The organism is Paenibacillus abyssi (assembly GCF_014640295.1).
GTDB lineage: Bacteria > Bacillota > Bacilli > Paenibacillales > Paenibacillaceae > Paenibacillus_D > Paenibacillus_D abyssi.
The window spans coordinates 39,597-58,031 of the sequence record NZ_BMGR01000009.1 but is presented as its reverse complement, the minus strand read 5'-3'; the positions used below and the strand labels follow the sequence as shown (position 1 = coordinate 58,031).

Sequence of the window (18,435 nt, the reverse complement as noted above, 5' to 3'; positions counted from 1 at the left end):
TATGGGAATGCCGCTATTTCGTTTTTTGTTCCGGAAGATGTGGAACACACGCTGGCTTACGATCAGCACGCTGGCGGGCTTGATCCTCGCGGTGGCATTCGCAACGAGCATCCCTATGTATGCGGACGGAGCTTTGAAGCGGGTTGTAGCGACATCGCTGCAGGAGAGGAGCAGCGGGCTGCCCGCCGGTTCGCTTTTGATGAGGTATCAAGCAACAGGCGGTGCGCCGACAGATCTGACGGCATTGGATCATGTCAGCAGCTACATCCGGGATGACGTTCCGCACATGATTGGTTTTCCGGCTCATACCTTTGTTAAAAGTTTATCGATCCGCAGCGCGGAAGTGATGCCGGAGGATCCGACCAAGGTGGACGCGAGCCGGGTCAGGCAAATGTCGATCATCACCATGTCGGACCTTCAAGAGAAAGCTGAACTGACGCAAGGCCGATGGTTCGCTGAAACCGAAGGCTCGGGGGATATGCTGGAAGCCGTCATCATGGAAGAAGGGATGTACCGCAATGATATTCGCATTGGCGATGTATTCGAATACCCGATCTATGGCGGATTGGATCTCACCTTAAAGGTGCAAATCGTCGGTGCTTATAAGCCCAAGGACAATACCGATCCTTACTGGTATCAAGGCTTGGAGGGGCTGATGAATGCCCTGCAGCTTAGTGAACCGGCATTTGTGGACGGACTGCTCGGGCAGCAGAAGATTCCCGTCCAGAATGCGAATTGGTATTACGCTTTTGATTTGCGGGAGGTTAAAACAAGCGATCTGGCGGCGCTTGGGCGAACGCTTGAGCGTCTGAATATCGAGTTGTATCAAAGGCTGAAGGATACGAAAGTGGAAATCTCCTTCGCTTCGCTGCTCTCGGAGTTTAAGCGGCAAGGACTGCAGCTTCAAACTCTGCTCTTTACCCTCGCAGCGCCAATGATTGCAATGGTATTCTACTTTATCGCGATGAATGCCAGACAATCGCTGGATAAACAGCGAAGCGATATTGCGGTGCTGCGGAGCCGGGGCGCAGGTACAAGGCAAATTATTTGGATCTACTTGCTTGAAGGGCTGCTCTTAGGCGTGGTTGCCTTAGCGCTTGGACCGCTGCTCGGATGGTTCATGGCCAAAAGCATCGGATCGGCAAACGGATTTTTGTCCTTTGTCGACCGCAAGTCAATTCCTGTAGGCTTCTCGAACGAAGCGATCATTGCAGGAGCGGCAGCCGTACTGCTGGCTGTATTGGCTACGGTCATCCCGGCCGTGATTTACGCGAGAGCGTCCATCGTTAATTACAAGCAGCAGCTGGCGCGCTCGGACCGTGGTCCGCTCTGGCAGCGCTGGTATCTCGATGTTCTGCTTTTAGCGGCTGCAGGCTATGGGTGGTATATGTTTAATGAACGGCAAATGCTGACGATTCAGACGGGCATGACGACAGATCAGTTGAATGTACAGCCATTTCTGTTTTTTGTGCCTGCCTTATCGATCTTTGCGCTTGGATTGTTCTTCTTGCGCATATTCCCATGGCTGCTTCGATTGTTTAACCGGTTCGGCAAATCGATTCTTCCGGTACCGATCTATTTGACGCTGACACAGCTGTCGCGTTCATCCAAATCGTATTATCCGCTTATGATTCTGCTTATTCTTACGTTAGGGCTCGGTGTATACAACGCTTCGGCGGCACGCACCATCGATCTTAACTCAACGGAGAGGATCTTATACAAATACGGTACCGATGTCATCGTAGATACGGTATGGGAAGGACAAGCGGAAGTCCCGCCACCTGCCCAAGGCGGCAGCGGCGGAGGCGGCGGTGGGAATTCCGGAGGTGGCAATCCGGGAGGCAATCCCGGCGGCGCCCCGTCTGCACCAACGAGAATCAATTATACAGAGCCTCCGTTTGAGATTTTCCGTACCTTGGAAGGCGTCGAAGCGGCAGCCCGCGTTATGCAGGCAAGAGCGAATGTGGTCGTTTCCGGCCGCTCGATCGGGCAGGGTGTTGTTATGGGCATAGATAATGTGGATTTCTCAAAGGTCGCTTGGTTCCGCAATGATTTATTTCCTGCTCATCCATTTGAATACTTAAATTTGCTCGGTTACTACGAGCAAGCGGCGATTATTCCTTCCAGCGTCGCTGAGCGATATCAGCTGAAGGAGGGGGATTTGATTTCTGCGGGTCTCTCGGAAGGGATGATAGAGTTCGTCGTTGTTGGCATACTGCCTTACTGGCCGAGCCAATATCCGGATCAGGCACCCTTTATCATCGCCAATCTGGATTATATCTACGATCAAGTTCCTATTATACCCTACAGCGTTTGGCTGAAGATGAAGGACGGAGCGAGAACCGCGCCGATTATGAATGAACTGACGGCGAATGGCATCGAGCTCGCTTCGGTACAGGATGTTCGGATTGAACTGGCAACCCAAGCCAGGCATCCGACTAGAGGAGGGGTATTCGGAATTTTAAGCCTTGGCTTTCTCGTTTCGGTTATCGTGTCCCTTGCAGGGTATGTTCTTTACTGGTTCTTTAATTTATCGGGCCGTGTCGTTCAGTTCGGGGTGCTCCGCGCGATGGGATTGTCCCGTAAACAGTTGACAGGAATGCTGTTTCTGGAACAGGTATTTACGGCAGGCTTGTCGATCGGGCTGGGCATATTGATCGGCAGATTAACGAGTATTCTATTCCTGCCGTTTCTGCAAACGACGGAGAATGTGGCCAATTCGGTGCCGCCATTCCGGGTGATCTTCGATTCGCAGGATACGATGCAGCTGTACATTGTTGTCGGTTTTATGATGCTGATCGGTGCGCTGCTGCTGTTCCTGCACATCCGCAGATTGCGTGTTCATCAAGCGGTGAAAATGGGAGAGGAGAGGTAACGGCGATGATTCATTGCGAAGGCTTGGTCAAAATCTACAAAACCGATGATCTCGAAGTCGTTGCGCTTCAGGGACTCAATTTGACCGTAAATAAAGGCGAGATGATGGCGATCATCGGCAACAGCGGCAGCGGAAAATCAACACTATTGAATACGCTTGGAGGCCTGGATCGGCCTTCCGCCGGCCAAGTGACGGTAGGGAAATGGGATCTGCTTAAAATTACCGATGAGCAGCTTGTACAATACAAGCGCGATACAGTAGGTTTTATCTGGCAAAATAATGCGCGCAACCTGCTGCCTTATCTGACAGCGCTCGAAAATGTGGAAATGCCGATGATGTTATCCGGCAAGCTGGACCGCGCTTATGCCCGCCAGCTGCTGGAGTGGGTTGGCTTAAAAGAACGGATGCACAACAAGCTGCATCAGCTCTCCGGCGGTGAGCAGCAGCGGGTGGCGATGGCCATCTCGCTCTCCAACCGCCCGGAGCTGCTGCTGGCTGACGAACCTACTGGTTCGGTCGACAGCCGTACTTCAGATATGATCATGGACATATTCAGGAGGCTGAATCAAGAGATTGGCATTACGATTGTTATCGTTACGCATGATCTCTCCTTGGCGGGTAAAGTCGATCGGGTCGTGGCGATTCGCGACGGCCTGACCAGCACGGAATTTATCAAACGCAACCCGAATCTCGATCAAGCTGCCGAAGAGGTAAGCCGGGGGATCGGAGGGCTGCAGAGCGTGCATGAGGAGTATGTTGTCGTCGACCGGGTAGGCCGGCTGCAAATCCCCAAAGATTACCTGGGAGCACTGAACATCAAAGATAAAGCGTCCATGGAATTTGACGGGGAACGAATTATTATCACAGCGCCAAAATCATTGGAGGGGTAATGAATGAGAGGGAAATCATCTTTGCGTAAGTTCATGTTCATAAGTTTGACAATGGCATTGTTCATGTCGCTGCTGGCCGCGTGCAGCGGGGGAAATGGCGATTCAAGCGCTGAGAACCGCGTGCTGCGGATCGGCGTGCTGTACGGCGGAGAGGATAACGAACCGTATTTCCGCCAGCAATATACGGATATCTATGAATACAACAATCCGAACCTGACCATTGAGATCGTATCGGCGATCAATTATGACAGCATGCGTTATATACAGCCGGGCGAGGAGCAAAAACAGCCGGATCCTTATGAAGAAATGCAAAAGATGTTGACTGGCACAAATCCGGTGGATGTCGTCGTGGTGGAGTACAATATGCTGCGCCGGTTAGTCCAGGATAACCTGCTGAAGGAATTGGACCCGCTAATCCAGCAGGATGAGTTCGATATTAGCGACTATGTTCCAACGGTCATTGACGGCATCAAATCCGCAGGAGACAACAAGATTTATGCGTTGACACCGACGTTTACCTCTTCAGCGTTGTATTATAACAAGAAAATTTTCCAGGATGCAGGCTTGCAGCCGCCAACGGATAACATGCAATGGGAAGACGTCATGAACGTGGCACGCCAATTAAGCAAGGGTGAAGGCAATGAACGGACGTACGGGCTGATGCTGAACCGCTGGAGTGGAGACGGCTTCTATGAAATTCAGAACTACGCCGCGCCGCTGCAATTGAAAATCTTTGATGACAAGGGCGAAAAAATGCTGGTTAATTCCGATCAGTGGAAAAAGGTTTGGGAGCAAGTAGCGGGCTTATACAAAGATAAAATCATTCCGACGAACCAAGATATGTACAGCACTATGCCTGTCGATGGGGGAGAGAGGCCGTTTAATCCGTTTGAAGGCGATTTGTTCTTGAACGGCAGAGTAGCCATGATGGTCGGAGATTATTATTATTTGAACGAGCTTAGGCGAGCCGATCTGCAGAAGGACAATATCGAAGGGTTTCAGATGGTGGATTGGGATGTGGTTACTGTGCCGGAGCATCCTGAGAAGCCTGGAGTAGGCGGAAATATTTATTTAAGCTCATTAATGGGGATTAACACTAATGCCCAAAATCAGGAGGATGCTTGGGAGTTTGTGAAGTTTATGAATAGCAAGGAATGGGCGAAGCTGAGATCCCGAAGTACGTACGAGATGGTTGCCCGTAAAGAATTTATCAAGCCAAGAGAAGGAATGGATTATAACCTAGCCGCTTTCTATTCGATGCAGCCAGTTCCGCCGATGAGTATGGATATGGAGAAAATTTACCGTGAGCGGCCAAACATCTACCAAGTGAATAACATCGGACAAATGTTGTTCCAGGAAGTGGTAGATAATAAGAAAACGGTCGCAGAAGCGCTCGCCGAATGGGAAACCAAAGGGGATGCCATGCTGCAGGAGATCAAGTCCAATCCGAACGGTCCGCTGGAGTCGGTTGAAGGCCAAGTAGGCAATAAGGTGTACGAATAATAACAACAACGAAGTGGCTGCCTTATTGAAAGGCAGCCCTTCACATATTCAACCGCGCAGAAGAAAGGACTGGTACGCTGTCCACGCCATGTTCTCGGTCTGGTAAAGCAAGTGGATTCTGTCGACGATATTGGTGAAATCAAGCGCCTTGTGGCGCAGGCTGGCATAGACGTCATGGAGCTCGTCGGCCGAGAGCTGCTGTCCTAAGGTCAGATGAGGCACGTAAACATAGTTAGTTCGGTTGTAAGACAGTGGGCCGCTGTTTATTGCCTCTTGGAAGCGGATCATCGGCAGAGGGTCTTCCAAGGCCATATAAATGACATGGTTAACGGGATAAAAAGTCGAGACACGATTATAACGAACATGAAAAGGAGCCCAGCGCTTCGTTATTTCCTCCATATGCTGGATCGCATGCTCCAGTTGCGTCTCATCCCACAGCTCTCCCTCTCTTATTGTCATGTGGGGTTGAATGGAGCTGTAATGCGGGTCATAACGTTTTCTCAAGCTATTGGCGAAATCCTGGACCGGTTTGGATGGAAAGGCGACGATACCAAAATTCATAAGTTTTATCCTCCTTTCGTTCATCTTATTATACCCGATTTGCTTGTTTTTCCCGAAATTAGGGTATCCTAAATGCAAATACAAGCTGGAGGGATCAAACGTGGCATGGGTTTATTGGGTGAGGCTGTACGAATCAAAATTTCAAGCCGGATGCCTGGTCAAACGAATGGAGAATGATTGGTGGATATACGGATATCAGAGCCCTCGTGAGATCGAAGTATTCCGTTCGCGGAAAGGCCGATATGGCGTGCGGTTTGTTCCATAAAAAAACATGTAAAAAGGGGTTGACTAACGCTTTCTGTCTGTAGTATATTATTACTTGTCGCCATTACGAAATGGTCACATACGGGTAACAACGCGGGGTGGAGCAGCCCGGTAGCTCGTCGGGCTCATAACCCGAAGGCCGCAGGTTCAAATCCTGCCCCCGCAACCAACCTTAATTATAATGGTAACCCCTTTTAGGGCCCTTAGCTCAGTTGGTTAGAGCGGTCGGCTCATAACCGATTGGTCGGGGGTTCGAGTCCCTCAGGGCCCACCATTGTGTGACCTACTTATATGCCGGGGTGGCGGAACTGGCAGACGCACAGGACTTAAAATCCTGCGGTAGGTGACTACCGTACCGGTTCGATTCCGGTCCTCGGCACCATTTATGTTTTATCCAGAAAGGCTTGGATAAAACAGTAAGATCATTACATAATTATGCGAACTGAACGATCAATTCCGTACGCAAAAGCACCTCATATCTACGATCCTCCGGTTTTTAACGGATGAACGTGGAAGGGTGCTTTTTTTCATGGTATGGTTCAAACTAACGCCTGAATACGGTCACTCTAATAGTAAAAATCACATATTTTTTTTCGATTTGGACTTAAAAATGGAAGAAGCTGCGAATAGATTAAGTAAGGAGGGGTTTGTGATGAAGACGACAGTTAACCGCATGGCGTTTTATACGGAGAAATTAGTTCAGTACACCGCAATGCAGCCATCTAAAATCAGGCCTCGATCGTCAAGGTATCGCTTCAGCCGACTGATGGAATATAAATCGGCACTAGTTCGGCAGATTGAGGCTGAACGCAACCAGCAGACATGTTAGTCGCCATCCCAACGTGCAACTGGTACAGAGGAATGTCCAAAAAAGATCCTTTTCTACTCGATCTTCCAGCTATTAGCTATACGGATCGAATATAAGAGGATCTTTTTTGATCTGATGCGATTTGTATTATTAAAATAGAGGCGGATCCCTGTATTAGGATCTGCCTCTATTTAACATGGAAGGCAACGCAGACATCAACGCGCATTTATCAAGTCATTTATACGTCTTAGTAAATGAATCCCCGGGAAACAATAACGAGCAGGATGAACAATACTAAAATCACCCCTGCGGATGTTCCGAAAAATCTTCCGTATCCACCAATTGCACTCATTAATTGTGTCCTCCTTTCAATAATATAAGACCAGTGTATTTTATTCGCCCTCATTCAGCCTGGATTATAGCCCTGCTGCGAATTAAATGGGTATTTGTAACGATTTTGCAGCCCAACCCATATGATAAATGAGATGGAGGGTGGGGAAATGCCTACAATAAACAATATTTTTAACATCAAAATCTCCAGTATTTCCAGTAATGGCTCCATTAATTTCGGCAATACGCTGCATAAAGGACATTCTGCGAATCAAAAGAGCGTTGGAGGATACTCGGTAATAGGCGATGGAAGTTTTTCAATGAACAGGGAACTGAACAACGTGAATGACCCTGACTTTAATGATCAGCCGAATCAGCAAGTATAAGGAGGTGTTGTGGATGAATATCTCCATCGCCATCATAAAAATAAACTCCATTAGCAATATCGGATCCATGAATATTGGAAAAACCATTCTTTGCAAAAATGAAGCGTCATCCAATGCATATTATCCGGACTCGGATAAGAAGCTGCCGCCTCAGCAGATTTCCCCTTCAATTATCTCGCCAGTCGCGCCAACAGTTCCCGTTGAGCCTCCGGTCATTTTGCCTTCGACACAGTCACCAGATATCATTACGCCGTCTTTTCCGGCTGTACCTTAGCGCTTCTGCGAACCTTTTAGAACGGCCAGCACAATGCGGAAAGGGGAGAGGAAGCGATGTATGTTGATTATCATGCCTATCTCAGGCTGATGGAAGGCAGGATCAGGCAGTTGGAGGACAAATTATTGCTTGTGGAAAATGAATCGCAGCAATTAAAGAAGGCCTTGCAGCAAATTAAACCCGTGCATATCGAGAACATAAGTTATAAGGTTCAGGAATTAACCGTTCAGGAGCTGTCGGGAACACTCAATATCGGATTGACCGCACTTTCCGATCCGGAACAATTGGAAAAATGGTTAAAGCAAAAGGAAATGGACGAAGACAAAGACCTTCACGCGGATAACCTTAGCCAATCGACAGGTAAGGAGGAATCCTAGTTGGCAGATTCAAAAAACGATGACCGGCTGTGTATCAGATGCGGCCATCTTACAGAGAAAAAAGATATGTACTGCATCTCTTGCGGCGCACCTGTCACGAATCGCTGCCTGAGCGTCGGCACATTGTTAGGCGATCCTTGCAGCTATGTATGTAATGAGCAAACCGCATTTTGTCCACGCTGCGGATCGCATACCGCATTTTATCAAGCGGGGTTGGTATCTTCCCCTTATCCGGAGAACAAAGTGCTGCAAACCGATGAATTGGACGAGATGAATTGGTTCAACCATCGTTTTTTTCTAGACGATTGATAGATCATCCCAACATAAACATAAAACGGAGAGGGTAGCCGGCTCTCCGTTTTAATATACGTTATTCATGGATCGCTATTTCATGAAACGGTTCTTTTTGCCGTCTTTTTGGGAGACGTATCTCTAATATGCCATTTTTGTATTTCGCCGTTGAACGCCTTGAGTCTACATCGCTGGTTAAGAGGATTTCTTCTGTTTTTCCGTCATGGGAGATCTTAAGCTTTCGTTTGTTGACAGAGAAACTCATGTCATATGGAGAGGCATTCTTCGGAACTCGGCATTGAACAAAAATGCTGCGATGTGTCTCAAACATTTCATATTCGATTTTATTTATCGTAAAGGGCTTCAAATAGGGGTGATTAATTGCTGGATTGTTTAAAAATCGTTTCATCACTTTTTGCACATAATTCCCGATGGCATTATTGTTTTGGTGGGTATCATCCGTTGAAGCTTGGCCGGACAAAAACGGGAGTTGCTTGATCATAAATTTCTCGAATTCATCCCAGTCCATCATTGGATGCTGTCGATTCTTCAAAGCCTTCACTACCTTTCACTGCCGCTCTTACAACATTGTATGTACTAAAAGCCCGAATGACACAGAAGTACAAATGCGGAACATGGACATGAAATTAGGCATATCCTTAGTAAGGAGAGCGAGAGGAGGCTTAATATGCCAGCATTTGTCGGCAACATCAAGATCGTAAGCGTCGGGTCCAGTGCCATTGTACAATTCGGAGATGCCATATTCCTTTCCCCAAAAAGCACCTCAAAAACATTTGCTGGATCAGGATCCTTCAATACGGGCGATTTTCCATTAACAAATAGTGGTCTGAATATGACAAATACGCTGGACAACGATGTCATAGATGATACGGTGACGAAGACGTTATAGCGCGTAGAGTTCAGATAGGTGGGTAGGTGTATTCGCATGAAGGTTCAGCAAAATATTACGATTCATCATCTTCGAATCAATGCCATATCCAATTCCTCGATTCTGCAAATTGGCACAGCGGGTCTAATCAAACCGCTTTCTTATCTGTATAACACAGGGGGCTTTACGAAACCTGCTCCTGAGCCCGGCCAGCCAGGAGGCTTGCCCAGAGTGCCACTTCCGCCACCTGAATTGAAATAAGCTAGTTATACTGCAGGAATCTGGTGCGTAGGATGGTACCATAAGGGAGGGAGCTTATGGACCCGTACCAGTATGTGGTTTGGCTGCTGAATGAAATGCACAAAACGCTAACTTGGCAAACAAACAAAATAACGCAGATGGAAAATGAATTAGCTAAAATAAATGAACAGCTCGCCAGTTTAGCAGCCTTGCCCAGGACGAATGTTGAAAAGATCGAATACAATTTCGAACAGTTAAAAGTGGAGCAGCTGGACGGGACGCTCATTATCGGAATCTCGCCAACGGACGCGGGGACAATAGAAGACTTGGATGTACAGAATCATCATGAAGAGGATGTGCCGTTAGGGGAACAAACCTCAGACACAGAGTTTCGACAAATTAAACATAAAATTAACGGATATATAAGGGAGTCTATACCGGAAATGCTTGACAAACAAGCGCTGGAACGAGATATCGCACTTATTCCGGCTGAGAAGGAAGCCATTCTTGAGGATATGATCAGACAGATCGATGACCGGATTCGTATTTATTTACAGCACTTTCAAGGAGATAAGCAGATACGGCAGGAATGGGCACTTGAACATAATGTGCTTCAAAAATTAAAACGGGATGTCCATACAGCGTTAGACAGCTATTTGGCGCATTTTGGAGGGAATGAGAAGGAATGAAGGATTCATTCAAGATGGAAGTTGTAAACAACAGCTTGCATGTAGGCCAATTGCGGATTATCGGAGTAGGCAGCTCGTCTGTTGTTCTTGTCGGTGATACAGAGATCGTCAGCTGCTCTTCTATTTTTGATACCCCGTTGGAATCCTTGCTTATCGGGCCGCTGGTCCCTTTTGCGCCGGAATCGTGAGGATAGGATGAAACGTGCGTCCATCGTAGGCAGCGCTAAGATAAGATCGCTTCTATTTTCAGCCATTTTGCAGATTGGCGATAATTATATTATCGCGCCAAATTCAAAGGTACTAGCTACCCAAAGAGAAATTCCGGTGTTTCGAGGCAACGAAGGGAATTTTGCAAGCTTCCCTATTTTTTCGGCATCTATACCTCAGCCCATAATTAATGAACACATTCATCTATCCATCCGCAATGAAAACCCCGTCATTCAAGTAGATATTGTGGATGTTATTGGTGTTTCCACTGCTTCTGTCATACAAATTGGCGCCAATCGGATCATTCAAGCGGAAAGCAGGACCAAACACATACGGCAATTGCTGCAACGCGAAACAGAGACAACAGAAGACGCAGGTTCAGCTCCTTTCTAAGCAATCTAGGCAGAGGTTATCCATTTTAAGGGGATGATAGCGTGATATCTTCACTAGAAAATATAGTGAAAAGGTATGTGAAAAAATACTATCCTGGCGCCAATGTCGTTCTGTTGGCGGGAAGCGCGGCAGCTGGAAGGGCAACGAAAGGTTCGGATCTTGACGTGCTTATTTTTGACGAGCACGCTGAAGACTCCTACAGGCTTATTGATAAGAAATACGGGCGGATTATTGAAGTATTTCTTGTGGCATTAAGGCACTATCCTTATTTCATTGAAGAAGCAAAGAAGAGCGGCATTCCTTCGATGGTTCGTATGTGCGCAGAAGGTGTTATTATTATCGATGATGGTCAAGCTCATGAGCTCATCGCTAACGGAAGAAAGGCTTGGGCTGAAGGGCCTTATCCGAGGAGCCTTGACGAATTGAATCAGGTTCGTTATGAAATCACGGAGTACCTTGACGATTTGATTCATTCGAGCATTAGATCGGAAGATCTGTTCATTTTTAATAAAATAAGTGAGCTTCTGATTATATTCATACTACGTATCAATAATCGATGGTTGGGAAGCGGGAAATGGGCTTATCGCGCATTAGAAGAGTATGATCCCGGGATTGCGGCTGAATTTGTTAGAGTATCTGATTTGTTTTATAAGGCGGGAGTCAAAGACGAGTTCATCCAGTTTGTTTATCAAACATTGGCCCCTTTCGGCGGCACACTGCGCGTGGGTTGGGTGGAAGGTGCGGATGTGTCCGAAGACGAAATATGAAAACGCTGCTACATAGAAATCAACTTCTAATCCTATCATTACGTTAATCGAGATCCTTGCTTATGTGCCCCGGCACATAAGTTTTTTTGCTGCGGAGACTTTATTTATTTCACTCCGCCGGTGCACGGGCAAACTATCAGTTTGGCCATATATTATAGTATCAACTTAGGAGAGGATGATCGGGATGTCATTTCGTGAGAAAGCGAAGTGTTTAATCGGGCGCTCGGTTGAAGTTCAATTGGGAAGCGGTTCAAGCTTAAGGGGAAGATTAACTTCCGTAGGAAGCGACTTTGTAGTTATGCATGTACGCAGAGGCAGAAGAATTCGTCGGGTTATTGTACGGTTGGCAGAAATTGCATTTCTCTTCGCATTGTTTGGGATATAATGTACATGCAAACGATCAAATCAAAAATCCCTCCCGGTTAATGGTTAAGGAGGGATTTTTCGATATGGATTAAGAGGGGAAATTAGTATATGAACGCATGTGAAACAATAACCAGGAGAATGAACAATACCAGAATCACGCCTACAGAAGTGCCAAATCCAAAGCAACTTCCGTATCCAGCTACTGCACTCATTGATTTATCCCCCTTTCGTACTTATATGAACAGTATATTTTGAATGTCGTGAAAAAGATTGGACTAAAGTCCTAGGGAAAAGTTAAGACAAAAAAAGAAGCCTTAGCGGCTTCCTCCGTGTCATTTATTGGATGAGATTGTTCTCGATGAGTTGACGCTCAAACTCATTGGCGTATTTACTCATGCAATTGCAATAGTAGTCTTTGCGACAGATCGGGCAAGGAATATTCAAAAGGCGGTTTACCCCGATAATTTTCCAGTCTGGATCTTTGCTGAAGAACAAACGGCATTTGGATTGGTTCGTTAATGTGACGACGAACTGATGCAAACCATTCTCCTCATTGCGGTCAGATAATTCGATTTCTTTAATAACCGGTTTAAAGGTCATGTTGTCCCACCTATTCAATTGGATTAACAAATGCTTAGTAAGCATAACTTTTTTGGGCGAGCGTGTCAATAAGGCCTGTTCGCTTATTGTTCCCACATTCCGCTTGCCCTATAATAGAATAGCCATTAATTCTTATTATACAGGAGATCAATAATGAACGCTATTTTTCAGAACGATTGGGCCGCAATTTTGGATCAGGAGCTGGAACGCCCTTATTATCAGGAGTTGAGAGCGTTCCTTGCCAATGAATATCGGACGCGCACCATTTATCCGGATAAACATCATATCTTTAATGCTTTACATTTGACTTCGTATGATCAGGCGAGAGTTGTCATTCTGGGACAGGACCCCTATCATGGTCCTAATCAGGCGCACGGGTTAAGCTTTTCCGTTCAGCCGGGTGTCAAGATTCCGCCATCACTGCAGAACATCTACAAGGAGTTAAGGGAAGATCTCGGCTGTTCCATTCCAAGCCATGGCTCTCTTGTGGCCTGGGCGGAGCAGGGCGTGCTGCTGCTTAATGCCGTATTAACGGTACAGGCGGGAGCGGCCAATTCCCATCATGGAATTGGCTGGGAGCATTTTACGGACCGCATCATCGAGGCATTGAATGCAAGAAAAAAACCGCTGGTCTTTATTCTTTGGGGCAAGCATGCACAAGATAAAGCCTCGTTCATTGATAAAAACCGCCACTGCGTGATTGCCTCGCCGCATCCAAGCCCATTTGCCGCCCACCGGGGGTTCTTCGGGAGCCGTCCTTTTTCAAGAGCCAATGCGTTTCTCAGCTCCATCGGGGATGAACCGATTCAATGGCAAATCCCGGAACATCAGGCGGAAGAGCCGCAATGACCGAGCTTCGGGAGAAGGAGCCGGCAAGGTGGTTGAATCCGTTTGTTTACCTGCGTCGCATGATTCGTCCGCTTCCGAACTTGGTCTTCGGTTTTTTGAAGCTTGGTTTTTTAAATACGCTTGAGCTGCCCGAGCTGCTTTCCCTTGTAATCTTGCCGGAGCTGGGCTGGGAGGTCGAGACTTGGCCGCTTCCAGCCGGAGTGGATACCGCATCCTTGGAACGCTTGAATAGGGTTCCTTTGCGCTCTACTGTAACCGGTGGGGCAACCTTTTGGTCATCTGCCGTTGGCATGCGGTAGGAGCCTTGCTGCGGCCGATAGACATCCTTTTCCGTATACCCCCGATAGCTGCCCCCGCCATATCGGCCATGATCGAATAAGTCGCCGATCAGGCTGGCTAATAAATAACCTTCGAGAAAACCGGGGTTATAGTTGTTTCGAACATATTCCTTCGAGTCAATCTCAATCAGTGAATCCTCCGGGATCTCCGGATCCTGCTGAATATGGATCAATTCGTCCTGATAGACGAGAAACATCCGCTCCGTATCCTCAGCGGACTGCTGCTCTGGCTTTCTTTGCTCGATTAAAGCTTGTGCTGCCTCCGGTACGGACGTCCCTTCCGCGCGATAGACATAGGAGGTTTGACTGCCTGATCCGTTCACGGATTCAAGCGGATATTGCTCCTCGATTGTATCGGATATGGAGCAGGCTGCCAGAAGCGGAACGATTAAGCTGATGAGGAGTACATATTTGATCCCCTGCAACCACCATTTCTTCATGTTATCGCCTCCTTAGCCGCCCCTTATCACACGCACATCGGCAGGCAGTACCGACTCACCCTCATATAACATGAATCGTCCGTCCTGCCATTCAATGCGCAAAAGCTTCTGGTTGTCGGATTGATACTGCCATACATATTGCTCGCCGCTTTGGAGATATGGCGTTCGCCCGATCGCTGAGATTATTCCCGAATATCGCTCTTCAAGATGGTATGTGCAGTCATCCAGCTCCAGAGTCGTCGGTACTTCTTCAACATTGTCAAGGCGCCCGTCAATCTGGTCATACAGCGCATAAACTGCTTTTTCCCTTTCCTCAATCGTCAAGTAGCGGATCAGGGATCCGTCCTGCAGTGTAAGAACGACCGCATTTCTTTGGCGGTTTTGGGTACGCCCGCTTACCTCATATGTGATTAATGATACCTCGCAGATATCGCCAGGCCCAAGCGTGAGCATGCTGGGTTCTTTTTTGGGCGGCTCCGGCTTTGTCATTACATTTTTAATTCGTTTCCATAAGCTCATCGTTCAGGCTCCTTCATGTTGTTAATTAAATTGCTCCAATGATGAGGGCTCCCGCCAAGTGAATGGAACCGGCGAAAAGGGCGTAGGCGACTTTGCCTTCCCGAATCCCCTGATCAAGCCGCAGATCAATCAATGCTTTAAGTAATATACGGATGAACCATTCCAGAACGAGCAATACAATAAAGGAAACAATCGATAAAATGAGGGCTTCCCACATATCGCTTGATTTCGAAATCGCTTGATACAAAATGATCGACTGCGCAAATAATTTCATCATAAATCGGGTCGTTACAGCTACATTCCCTGCTTTAATCTCTTGAAAGTCCTTGTAACGGGTAAAGAGAGAATCCAACATCATCAAAATAATTAACAGCAGGGCGCCAAAACCGGTCCAGACCGGGATGCGCGCGAGATCGGTCCACGTCATTGCGACTCCTCCAATAATAAGTGTAAGAGAAATAATCCATAAAAAAAGCCGGGTCCGCACCGGAATGTAGCCGCGCGCAGAACGCCGACGGTTTTGACGTCAAAGTTCGGGCAAGAAGGTTAATTCTTCTCGTATTGTTTCATGAGTGCTGCCAGTTCATCTTCCACGGCTTTGTTTTTGCCGAGCTCAGCGAATTCATCATCGAGCGATTTTCCTTTGGCTGTCATCTCGTTGCTGGCTTCGGCTTGAGCTTCCATCTGCAGCATTTTTTCTTCCATCCGTTTCAAGCCGGCTGATGCGGTATCAGAGCCAAAGCCTGTCATCGCTTTGTTAATTTCATTTTGCGCTTTTGCAGCATTATAACGGGCGACGAGGGTTTCCCGTTTGTTTTTCATTTCCGTCAGCTGCTTGCGCATTTCATCGAGCTTGCCGCGGAGGTTGTCTGCCGATGCTTTATTCTGATCGTAGCTTGCCTTGAATTCATTCATTTTTTGCTCGGCCGCATTCTTCTCTTCCAGCGCACGGCGGGCGAGTTCGATGTTCTGCGCTTGTGCCGCGATGTGAGCCTGCTCAGTCCGTTTCTGGACGAGGGCAGCTTGATCTTCGTAGAGTTGTTTGAATTTCTTCTCAATCGCAATCTGGGCGGCAACCGCTTTTTCGGCATCCTCCAAATCTTCTTGCATATCGCGGATATACTGGTCGGTCAATTTGATCGGATCTTCAGCTTTTTCAATCAGGGCATATACATTAGAGAGGGTAAGGTCACGCAATCTTTTGAAAATAGACATTTCAATTGGGCCTCCTTTTGATCTTAACAATTTGCTTCATGCCACTTAATACGGAGCAGCTTCTCTTCGGTTTCAAATGAAAAAAAGCGGCCCGTAAAGGCCGCCGTGGGAATCTGGATTATGCTGCAGGAGCTGCGTCCGAGTCGACACTTGCATGGCTGCTGTCTGAACCGCCGCCGTCAGCAATAGGGGATACTTCCTGGAGAACCGGCTCATATTCACTGCCAATATAGGTTGTCGCCTTAAGCTCCGTGATCACCTGCGGGTAAAGTGCAGTCGGATCCGGCATAATTACGCCGATCTGAATGATGGCTTTTCCCTCTTCGAAGGTAATCGAGTTAATTTTCATGCCGTATCCGGGATGCGGAGCTTGTGCGGTCACAGTAACCTCATGCACCTCTTCATTGATTTCCTTGACATCATATTTCATGTCATATAACGGGAAGGGAATCGTTTCCTCGTCCAAAGGAGGGATCGGTTCTACGTGTTTCACGAATTGAATCGCGCCATGGAGCCAGCCTGCGGCTTCACTGCGGGTGATCGCTTCTTTTGGAAGAAATTTATTGTCCTTATCTAGTTGTGATATTTTGCTGATCAACAATTTCTGAATGCTGTTCATATAAGCCGGGGTAACGTCCGCTTCATCCTCAATCATCATGTAAAGCTCGATAAAGGCATAGTCGCCCTTTGTCATCATGGCTCGGAATAAAGAGTGTGCAAACTGCTCCCGGCTCATGGCCTCAGACGGGTCCACATCCTTGGGAATATCCAGGCCGTTCAAGTGTGCAATAATAAAAGCATTGGAATACCACGCATCGTCTTTGACGTTCGTATAATAATCACTGGCTTTCGGTTCTTTAATAAAACGGATGTGATCAATGTTTAAGTCCAGCCCTTTGACAAGCAGCGCAGCTCCGGCCGCGTTAGTCAAATTATCACCGGGCTTAAACGTGCCGTCATTTTTCCCGTTTAAAATTCCCATTTGTTTCAGCTCATCGATTTTTTGTGCGTTTGGATCGTTTGCCGTATCGGAAAACGCCCAAACCGACTGCCCGATTGCGAGCAAAAAAATCATTGCCGTAACAATCATGATAAATGGTTTTTTTCTCATTCATGTCACCTCATTTAGGTTCAAAGTTTATTTCGCTGCAGCTATTAAATTAAACGAAGGTTGAAAACATAATGTTGCAGACGGATGCTGAAAGTTATGCGCCGTTACCCTAAGAGTATTGCGCGCATAGAATAAGATATACTGGGGACGAGTTATTATTCGAATCGCTAAGGTTGGAGGTGCCGCGATGACAAGAGAAGAATTCATAGCGAGGCTGGCCCCGTTGGCCGTCCAAGTGCGTAGTGAGGGCTCGCCGATTTTCCCTTCTGTACGGTTGGCGCAAAACCTGCTTGAAACCGGCGGGGTGATACCGGCCTGGAATAACTTGGGGGGATATAAGGTAGGAAGCGGTGTGCCTAATGCTTACTGGCAGGGACAAATCGTTAACAAAGGGACATGGGAAGTCTATAACGGAAGAAGAGAGGAGACAACAGCGGCGTTTCGGGCGTATGACACTATTTATGATTTTTACAAGGATCAGGACTTGCTGTTCCAGCGTTCGAGATATCAGCCGGTCCGGGATGCAGGGACGCCGAGTGAGCAGGCTGATGCACTGCAAGCTTCGGGATATGCTACCGATCCGGCTTATGCGGGTAAATTGAAAAATTTGATTAAGGCGTATGATCTGACGAAGTATGATCAATTACCGGAGGAGGGGAATGATGTGGCCAAGGATATGGAACAGGACGCCCGTCTCGAGCAATTAGAGCAGACGGTCAGCCGGCTGTTATTCCAAATCGACCAGATTAAAGCAGGCAGAAATATAGAAGCTCCCGCATGGGCTGAGGAGGCGGCAGCTTACTTTGCGCCTTACTTCGATACAGGGACGGGCAGTTACGATTTCTGGCGGATGCTGACGATTATGTACCGTTACGAAATGGGGAGGCAAACCGATATCGGTTAAATCAGAGGAAAAGGCATAGGCGGATTATTTTCTGAGCCATCTCCAGACTGTCATAATAATCCAGATTAAACCCAATACGACAATGGCGATGTCCAGAAAGCCCATATTGGAGAAGTCGACGACTAGCGAGATAACGATCACAAGCGCCGCCATGATGAAGGCGTCTTGAATGTTCGGCTTCTTGTTGCTTTCTTTCATATAAATATCACTCCTATTAAAAAATCGATCAGCTGCGGGCTGTCCCTAAAATCTCTAATGATGAGAGGGACGGCTATTTTATTTATTTTTAGCGGTAATTTTATCTTATTATATCATATTGGTATTGCATAAAATATTGATTTTCATATGT

General features: G+C 47.2%; 26 protein-coding genes and 3 tRNA genes. 19 read left to right on the top strand and 10 right to left on the bottom strand.

Annotated elements, in window-relative coordinates:
• The first annotated feature begins 1 nt into the window (after position 1).
• Genes IEW11_RS14280 through IEW11_RS14270 form a run of 3 tightly spaced genes read left to right on the top strand, consistent with a single transcriptional unit; the run spans position 2 to position 5,268 of the window.
• The gene (locus IEW11_RS14280; RefSeq protein WP_188531736.1) at positions 2-2,875 is read left to right on the top strand and encodes an ABC transporter permease; all 2,874 of its coding nucleotides are present in this window, start codon (positions 2-4) and stop codon (positions 2,873-2,875) included.
• A 5-nt stretch (positions 2,876-2,880) separates the two neighbouring features.
• Positions 2,881-3,765, top strand: a complete 885-nt coding sequence (locus IEW11_RS14275; RefSeq protein WP_188531735.1) for an ABC transporter ATP-binding protein — start codon at positions 2,881-2,883, stop codon at positions 3,763-3,765.
• A 3-nt stretch (positions 3,766-3,768) separates the two neighbouring features.
• Positions 3,769-5,268 carry an ABC transporter substrate-binding protein gene (locus IEW11_RS14270; protein WP_188531734.1) on the top strand — a complete coding sequence of 500 codons (1,500 nt, stop codon included), beginning with the start codon at positions 3,769-3,771 and terminating at the stop codon, positions 5,266-5,268.
• 48 nt (positions 5,269-5,316) lie between these two features.
• Here the strand turns inward: IEW11_RS14270 and IEW11_RS14265 are convergent, their stop codons facing one another.
• Positions 5,317-5,829: a 2'-5' RNA ligase family protein gene (locus IEW11_RS14265; RefSeq protein WP_188531733.1), complete on the bottom strand. Its 513-nt coding sequence runs from the start codon at positions 5,827-5,829 to the stop codon at positions 5,317-5,319.
• Positions 5,830-5,929: 100 nt separating this feature from the next.
• Here IEW11_RS14265 and IEW11_RS14260 point away from each other — a divergent pair, with 100 nt between their 5' ends.
• The 4 genes from IEW11_RS14260 (at position 5,930) to IEW11_RS14245 (ending at position 6,475) form a co-directional block, all read left to right on the top strand.
• Positions 5,930-6,094: a hypothetical protein gene (locus tag IEW11_RS14260; protein ID WP_188531732.1), complete on the top strand. Its 165-nt coding sequence runs from the start codon at positions 5,930-5,932 to the stop codon at positions 6,092-6,094.
• 91 nt (positions 6,095-6,185) lie between these two features.
• Positions 6,186-6,262: transfer RNA gene (locus IEW11_RS14255), tRNA-Met, on the top strand.
• A gap of 28 nt (positions 6,263-6,290) precedes the next feature.
• Positions 6,291-6,367: transfer RNA gene (locus IEW11_RS14250), tRNA-Ile, on the top strand.
• Positions 6,368-6,386: 19 nt separating this feature from the next.
• A tRNA-Leu gene (locus tag IEW11_RS14245) sits at positions 6,387-6,475 on the top strand.
• 673 nt (positions 6,476-7,148) lie between these two features.
• Here IEW11_RS14245 and IEW11_RS14240 read toward each other — a convergent pair.
• Entirely contained in the window at positions 7,149-7,253 is a 105-nt protein-coding gene (locus IEW11_RS14240; RefSeq protein WP_188531731.1) for a dihydroorotate dehydrogenase, read from the bottom strand.
• 148 nt (positions 7,254-7,401) lie between these two features.
• Here IEW11_RS14240 and IEW11_RS14235 point away from each other — a divergent pair, with 148 nt between their 5' ends.
• From IEW11_RS14235 to IEW11_RS14220, 4 genes are read left to right on the top strand one after another with little or no spacing between them, the layout of a single operon-like run.
• Complete coding sequence (locus IEW11_RS14235; RefSeq protein WP_188531730.1) at positions 7,402-7,617, top strand: spore germination protein; 216 nt, start codon at positions 7,402-7,404, stop codon at positions 7,615-7,617.
• A 13-nt stretch (positions 7,618-7,630) separates the two neighbouring features.
• Positions 7,631-7,891, top strand: coding sequence for a hypothetical protein (locus tag IEW11_RS14230; protein WP_188531729.1), 261 nt, complete (start codon positions 7,631-7,633; stop codon positions 7,889-7,891).
• Positions 7,892-7,947: 56 nt separating this feature from the next.
• Positions 7,948-8,268 (top strand): spore germination protein GerPC, encoded by a 321-nt coding sequence (gene gerPC, locus IEW11_RS14225; RefSeq protein WP_188531728.1) that lies wholly within the window; start codon positions 7,948-7,950, stop codon positions 8,266-8,268.
• Positions 8,269-8,577 (top strand): zinc ribbon domain-containing protein, encoded by a 309-nt coding sequence (locus IEW11_RS14220; protein WP_188531727.1) that lies wholly within the window; start codon positions 8,269-8,271, stop codon positions 8,575-8,577.
• 61 nt (positions 8,578-8,638) lie between these two features.
• Here the strand turns inward: IEW11_RS14220 and IEW11_RS14215 are convergent, their stop codons facing one another.
• Positions 8,639-9,121, bottom strand: a complete 483-nt coding sequence (locus tag IEW11_RS14215; RefSeq protein ID WP_188531726.1) for a CS domain-containing protein — start codon at positions 9,119-9,121, stop codon at positions 8,639-8,641.
• 126 nt (positions 9,122-9,247) lie between these two features.
• Between IEW11_RS14215 and IEW11_RS14210 the strand changes: the two genes are divergently transcribed.
• From IEW11_RS14210 to IEW11_RS14185, 6 genes are read left to right on the top strand one after another with little or no spacing between them, the layout of a single operon-like run.
• Positions 9,248-9,469 (top strand): spore germination protein, encoded by a 222-nt coding sequence (locus tag IEW11_RS14210; RefSeq protein WP_188531725.1) that lies wholly within the window; start codon positions 9,248-9,250, stop codon positions 9,467-9,469.
• A gap of 30 nt (positions 9,470-9,499) precedes the next feature.
• On the top strand, positions 9,500-9,709 hold the full coding sequence (locus tag IEW11_RS14205; RefSeq protein WP_188531902.1) for a spore germination protein GerPB: 210 nt from the start codon (positions 9,500-9,502) through the stop codon (positions 9,707-9,709).
• A 56-nt stretch (positions 9,710-9,765) separates the two neighbouring features.
• Positions 9,766-10,377, top strand: a complete 612-nt coding sequence (gene gerPC / locus IEW11_RS14200) for a spore germination protein GerPC (protein ID WP_188531724.1) — start codon at positions 9,766-9,768, stop codon at positions 10,375-10,377.
• Complete coding sequence (locus IEW11_RS14195) at positions 10,374-10,565, top strand: spore germination protein GerPD (protein WP_308422741.1); 192 nt, start codon at positions 10,374-10,376, stop codon at positions 10,563-10,565. The genes gerPC (IEW11_RS14200) and IEW11_RS14195 overlap by 4 nt, the downstream gene beginning before the upstream one ends.
• A gap of 7 nt (positions 10,566-10,572) precedes the next feature.
• Entirely contained in the window at positions 10,573-10,977 is a 405-nt protein-coding gene (locus tag IEW11_RS14190; RefSeq protein WP_188531723.1) for a spore germination protein GerPE, read from the top strand.
• Positions 10,978-11,018: 41 nt separating this feature from the next.
• The gene (locus IEW11_RS14185; RefSeq protein WP_188531722.1) at positions 11,019-11,744 is read left to right on the top strand and encodes a nucleotidyltransferase domain-containing protein; all 726 of its coding nucleotides are present in this window, start codon (positions 11,019-11,021) and stop codon (positions 11,742-11,744) included.
• A gap of 702 nt (positions 11,745-12,446) precedes the next feature.
• Here IEW11_RS14185 and IEW11_RS14180 read toward each other — a convergent pair.
• Complete coding sequence (locus IEW11_RS14180; RefSeq protein WP_188531721.1) at positions 12,447-12,710, bottom strand: hypothetical protein; 264 nt, start codon at positions 12,708-12,710, stop codon at positions 12,447-12,449.
• Positions 12,711-12,863: 153 nt separating this feature from the next.
• Between IEW11_RS14180 and IEW11_RS14175 the strand changes: the two genes are divergently transcribed.
• Positions 12,864-13,559 carry a uracil-DNA glycosylase gene (locus IEW11_RS14175; RefSeq protein ID WP_188531720.1) on the top strand — a complete coding sequence of 232 codons (696 nt, stop codon included), beginning with the start codon at positions 12,864-12,866 and terminating at the stop codon, positions 13,557-13,559.
• A 46-nt stretch (positions 13,560-13,605) separates the two neighbouring features.
• Here IEW11_RS14175 and IEW11_RS14170 read toward each other — a convergent pair whose 3' ends face one another.
• The 5 genes from IEW11_RS14170 to IEW11_RS14150 all read right to left on the bottom strand — a co-directional run bounded on the left by IEW11_RS14170 (position 13,606) and on the right by IEW11_RS14150 (position 17,182).
• A complete protein-coding gene (locus IEW11_RS14170) occupies positions 13,606-14,337 on the bottom strand; it encodes a DUF4247 domain-containing protein (protein ID WP_188531719.1) in 732 nt (243 codons plus the stop codon).
• A 12-nt stretch (positions 14,338-14,349) separates the two neighbouring features.
• Positions 14,350-14,856, bottom strand: coding sequence for a DUF4178 domain-containing protein (locus IEW11_RS14165; RefSeq protein WP_188531718.1), 507 nt, complete (start codon positions 14,854-14,856; stop codon positions 14,350-14,352).
• Between the two features lie 25 nt (positions 14,857-14,881).
• Positions 14,882-15,283, bottom strand: a complete 402-nt coding sequence (locus IEW11_RS14160; protein ID WP_188531717.1) for a DUF350 domain-containing protein — start codon at positions 15,281-15,283, stop codon at positions 14,882-14,884.
• Positions 15,284-15,402: 119 nt separating this feature from the next.
• Entirely contained in the window at positions 15,403-16,071 is a 669-nt protein-coding gene (locus IEW11_RS14155) for a PspA/IM30 family protein (RefSeq protein WP_188531716.1), read from the bottom strand.
• Between the two features lie 118 nt (positions 16,072-16,189).
• Positions 16,190-17,182, bottom strand: a complete 993-nt coding sequence (locus IEW11_RS14150; RefSeq protein WP_188531715.1) for an S-layer homology domain-containing protein — start codon at positions 17,180-17,182, stop codon at positions 16,190-16,192.
• A gap of 187 nt (positions 17,183-17,369) precedes the next feature.
• Between IEW11_RS14150 and IEW11_RS14145 the strand changes: the two genes are divergently transcribed.
• Positions 17,370-18,086 (top strand): glycoside hydrolase family 73 protein, encoded by a 717-nt coding sequence (locus IEW11_RS14145; RefSeq protein WP_188531714.1) that lies wholly within the window; start codon positions 17,370-17,372, stop codon positions 18,084-18,086.
• A 24-nt stretch (positions 18,087-18,110) separates the two neighbouring features.
• On the opposite strand, the gene IEW11_RS14140 is transcribed toward IEW11_RS14145, so the two are convergent.
• The gene (locus IEW11_RS14140) at positions 18,111-18,284 is read right to left on the bottom strand and encodes a hypothetical protein (protein WP_188531713.1); all 174 of its coding nucleotides are present in this window, start codon (positions 18,282-18,284) and stop codon (positions 18,111-18,113) included.
• Positions 18,285-18,435: the final 151 nt, after the last annotated feature.

Bases quoted from the DNA above. Each gene is read 5' to 3' on its own strand.
- IEW11_RS14230 (WP_188531729.1), top strand. From the start codon at position 7,631: ATGAATATCTCCATCGCCATCATAAAAATAAACTCCATTAGCAATATC.
- IEW11_RS14145 (WP_188531714.1), top strand. From the start codon at position 17,370: ATGACAAGAGAAGAATTCATAGCGAGGCTGGCCCCGTTGGCCGTCCAA.
- IEW11_RS14280 (WP_188531736.1), top strand. From the start codon at position 2: ATGGGAATGCCGCTATTTCGTTTTTTGTTCCGGAAGATGTGGAACACA.
- IEW11_RS14155 (WP_188531716.1), bottom strand. From the start codon at position 16,071: ATGTCTATTTTCAAAAGATTGCGTGACCTTACCCTCTCTAATGTATAT.
- IEW11_RS14240 (WP_188531731.1), bottom strand. From the start codon at position 7,253: ATGAGTGCAATTGGTGGATACGGAAGATTTTTCGGAACATCCGCAGGG.
- IEW11_RS14165 (WP_188531718.1), bottom strand. From the start codon at position 14,856: ATGAGCTTATGGAAACGAATTAAAAATGTAATGACAAAGCCGGAGCCG.
- IEW11_RS14190 (WP_188531723.1), top strand. From the start codon at position 10,573: ATGAAACGTGCGTCCATCGTAGGCAGCGCTAAGATAAGATCGCTTCTA.
- gerPC (WP_188531728.1), top strand. From the start codon at position 7,948: ATGTATGTTGATTATCATGCCTATCTCAGGCTGATGGAAGGCAGGATC.
- gerPC (WP_188531724.1), top strand. From the start codon at position 9,766: ATGGACCCGTACCAGTATGTGGTTTGGCTGCTGAATGAAATGCACAAA.
- IEW11_RS14140 (WP_188531713.1), bottom strand. From the start codon at position 18,284: ATGAAAGAAAGCAACAAGAAGCCGAACATTCAAGACGCCTTCATCATG.
- IEW11_RS14160 (WP_188531717.1), bottom strand. From the start codon at position 15,283: ATGACGTGGACCGATCTCGCGCGCATCCCGGTCTGGACCGGTTTTGGC.
- IEW11_RS14265 (WP_188531733.1), bottom strand. From the start codon at position 5,829: ATGAATTTTGGTATCGTCGCCTTTCCATCCAAACCGGTCCAGGATTTC.
- IEW11_RS14150 (WP_188531715.1), bottom strand. From the start codon at position 17,182: ATGAGAAAAAAACCATTTATCATGATTGTTACGGCAATGATTTTTTTG.
- IEW11_RS14195 (WP_308422741.1), top strand. From the start codon at position 10,374: ATGAAGGATTCATTCAAGATGGAAGTTGTAAACAACAGCTTGCATGTA.
- IEW11_RS14275 (WP_188531735.1), top strand. From the start codon at position 2,881: ATGATTCATTGCGAAGGCTTGGTCAAAATCTACAAAACCGATGATCTC.
- IEW11_RS14270 (WP_188531734.1), top strand. From the start codon at position 3,769: ATGAGAGGGAAATCATCTTTGCGTAAGTTCATGTTCATAAGTTTGACA.
- IEW11_RS14180 (WP_188531721.1), bottom strand. From the start codon at position 12,710: ATGACCTTTAAACCGGTTATTAAAGAAATCGAATTATCTGACCGCAAT.
- IEW11_RS14170 (WP_188531719.1), bottom strand. From the start codon at position 14,337: ATGAAGAAATGGTGGTTGCAGGGGATCAAATATGTACTCCTCATCAGC.
- IEW11_RS14175 (WP_188531720.1), top strand. From the start codon at position 12,864: ATGAACGCTATTTTTCAGAACGATTGGGCCGCAATTTTGGATCAGGAG.
- IEW11_RS14235 (WP_188531730.1), top strand. From the start codon at position 7,402: ATGCCTACAATAAACAATATTTTTAACATCAAAATCTCCAGTATTTCC.
- IEW11_RS14210 (WP_188531725.1), top strand. From the start codon at position 9,248: ATGCCAGCATTTGTCGGCAACATCAAGATCGTAAGCGTCGGGTCCAGT.